This is a genomic window from Actinoplanes sp. NPDC048791 (assembly GCF_040650095.1).
In the GTDB taxonomy this organism is placed as follows: Bacteria; Actinomycetota; Actinomycetes; order Mycobacteriales; family Micromonosporaceae; genus Actinoplanes.
In genome coordinates this window covers 1710-4355 of sequence record NZ_JBEZGQ010000742.1, presented here as the reverse complement: position 1 = coordinate 4355, position 2646 = coordinate 1710, and the positions used below count along the sequence as shown (strand labels likewise).

Here is a 2646-nt window from a genome sequence, read left to right as displayed (position 1 = left end):
CGCCGCCCCCGCGCCCCCCCAGGACCAGCGACTCGCCCGCCACCTCGGCCGCGCCCCCCCGCGCCGCGGCCGCGGCGCTCAGGTCACGGTCGTCGGTGAACCGCAGCTCGACGTGTCCGCCCGGCACCAGCCGCTTGAGCTCGTCCGGGGTGCCCTCGGCGACCAACCGGCCCCGGTCGAGCAGCGCGATCCGGTCGGCGAGCCGGTCCGCCTCCTCCAGATACTGCGTGGTGAGGAAGACGGTCACGCCCCGGCCGGCCAGCTCCCGGACGATCTGCCACATGTCACGCCGGCTGCGCGGATCCAGCCCGGTGGTCGGCTCGTCGAGAAAGATCACCTGCGGGTCACCGATGAGCCCCATGGCCAGATCGAGCCGGCGCCGCATCCCGCCCGAGTACGTGACACTGGGCCGGCGCGCGGCCTCCCCGAGCCCGAACCGCTCGAGCAGCTCCGCCGCCCGCCGCCGGCCCTCGCTCCGCCCGAGGTGGTGCAGGTCGGCCATGAGCACCAGGTTCTCCTCGCCGGTGAGGAAACTGTCCACCGCGGAGAACTGACCGGTGACACCGATTGCTGCCCGGACCCGATCAGGCTCCCGGGCCACGTCGTGACCGGCGACGCGGACGTCGCCGGAGTCGGCCCGGATGAGGGTGGAAAGGATCTGCACAGTGGTGGTCTTGCCGGCGCCGTTGGGGCCGAGCAGGGAGAAGACGGTGCCGGCGGGCACCTGGAGGTCGATGCCGTCGAGCACGACGTGGTCGCCGTACGACCGGCGCAGGCCGGCGACGGCGATGGCCGGCTCGGTGGAGGTTGTCATCATGCGGACGACAGTGCCGCCGCGGCGGATCACGGCGGTTTCACCGTGGTTTCACCGCCATGGGCTGTCGCCGCCACCGTGAGGTGATCGGCCACTGTGGGTTGCAGCGGCTGGAGGACGGCGACGAGGTCGAGGTCGGCTACTACCTCGGCCGGGCGGCCTGGGGGCAGGGGTACGCCACCGAGGCCGCCCGGGCCTGCTTGGCGTACGGGTTCGACGAGTGCGGGCTGTCCTCGATCGTCGCGGTCGTACGCCACGAGAACGCGGCCTCCCGGCACGTGCTGGAGAAACTCGGTATGCGCCCGGAACGGGACGGCGTCTTCTACGGCGCCGGCGCCACCTTGTTCCGGCTTCATGCCGGTGACCTTCACCGCTGACACCTCAGGGTGAGGTGAAGGTCAGGAGGATGAGGTGAACCTCAGGCCGGGGCGATGAGCTCGTTGGTGACCCAGCGGGCGACGCCCGGCGGGTAGGGCGCCGGCAGCCCGAGCACGATGTGGCTGAAGCCGGCGCCGGTCGCCTCGCTGATCGCTGTGCGGGTGCTCTCCGGCCGTTCGTAGCTGACCGGCAGGTGGATCGAGCGGGTGATCGTGGCGGGGTCGCGGCCGATGTCGGCGCAGTAGCGGTCCAGCAGAGCGCTGCGGCGGACCGCGTCGTCGAGGTCGCCGCCGGGGATGTTCCACACGTCCGCGTGCTCGGCGACCACGCGCAGCGTGCCGGCGGACCGGCCGCCGATGAGGATCGGCGGGTGCGGGCGCTGGACCGGTTTCGGGCTCCCGAACGCCCCGGTGAGCCGCACGTGCTCGCCGGGGAAGTCGAACGGCTCGGTCTCGGTCCACAGCCGCCGGATCACCGTGCACGCCTCGGCCAGGCTGCCCACGGCCCGCGCGGTGTCGTGGAAGGGCAGGCCGTGGGCCTCGTACTCGCGCCGGGCCAGCGGGTGGCCCGGCCGGGAGCCCACCCCGATGCCGAGGGTGAGCCGGCCCGCCGAGACGATGTCGACCGTCGTGGCCATCTTGGCCAGCAGCGCCGGTGGCCGGAAACGGTTGCTGGTCACGAGCAGGCCCAGCCCCAGCCGCGTGGTCAGCGCGGCGAGGGCCGACAGCAGGGTCCAGCCCTCGAACGCCGGCCCGGCCGGGTCGCCGCCGATCGGCATGAGGTGGTCGAACAGCCAGGCGTGCTCGATCTCCGGGATCGCGTCCGCCTCCTGCCAGACCCGCAGGATGTCGTCGTAGCCGACCTGTTGCGGGGCGGTCATGATGCCGAAGCTGGTCACTTCGATTCGATCCGGCCCAGGGCGTGCGAGCCCGTGGCCAGCTCGGCGCTCGCCTCGGTCCAGCTGGCGTCCGCGGGATAGAGCGCGCTGCGCAGGTACGCCCAGGTGAGCTGCTGGATCAGGGCGACCCGTTCCGGGCTCTCGTCCGTGGTCGCGGTGAGGCCCTGACCGAGGATGCCGCCGAGCGAGTGCTCAGCGCCGAACAGAGTGAGCAGGCTCTTCGGGCCCGGGCTGAGCACGTACGGGTCGGTGAACCAGTCCGGTCCCCGTACGGACAGCGCCGACTGGTCCTTGTCCCCGGCGACGATCAGGGCCGGGGTACGCATGGCGGCGAAGTCCGGGCTCATGAACGGGAAGTGCTCGGCGGCGAACGGCGACAGGTCGGCTCCGCCCGTACCGGTGGTGGCGAGCAGGACGCCCGCCTTGATCCGCGGATCGCTCAGGTCCTCGCCGGGAACGCCGCCGGCGTCCAGCACCCGGGCGCCGAGCAGCGTGCTCGCCGTCTGCCCGCCCCTGGTGTGGCCGGCCACGGCGATCCGGGTCCGGTCGAGCCGGC

Annotated in this window: 3 protein-coding genes and 1 pseudogene; 1 reads left to right on the top strand and 3 read right to left on the bottom strand. The window is 73.0% G+C overall.

All coding sequences use genetic code 11. The features are described from left to right. Nucleotides 1–817: ATP-binding cassette domain-containing protein (locus AB0C29_RS35935; protein WP_360830043.1), on the bottom strand; the 817-nt coding region annotated here is incomplete at its 3' end. Between AB0C29_RS35935 and AB0C29_RS35930 the strand changes: the two genes are divergently transcribed. Beyond that, on the top strand, nucleotides 808–1191 hold the full coding sequence (locus tag AB0C29_RS35930) for a GNAT family N-acetyltransferase (RefSeq protein WP_360830040.1): 384 nt from the start codon (nucleotides 808–810) through the stop codon (nucleotides 1189–1191). The genes AB0C29_RS35935 and AB0C29_RS35930 overlap by 10 nt on opposite strands. A 41-nt stretch (nucleotides 1192–1232) precedes the next feature. Here AB0C29_RS35930 and AB0C29_RS35925 read toward each other — a convergent pair whose 3' ends face one another. Then, nucleotides 1233–2072, bottom strand: a complete 840-nt coding sequence (locus AB0C29_RS35925) for an LLM class flavin-dependent oxidoreductase (RefSeq protein WP_360830037.1) — start codon at nucleotides 2070–2072, stop codon at nucleotides 1233–1235. Between the two features lie 14 nt (nucleotides 2073–2086). Further along, nucleotides 2087–2646 (bottom strand): annotated as a pseudogene (locus tag AB0C29_RS35920) (chlorophyllase); the annotation flags it as partial.

Coding starts and splice junctions, on each gene's coding strand:
- AB0C29_RS35925 (WP_360830037.1), bottom strand. CDS start 2,072: ATGACCGCCCCGCAACAGGTCGGCTACGACGACATCCTGCGGGTCTGG.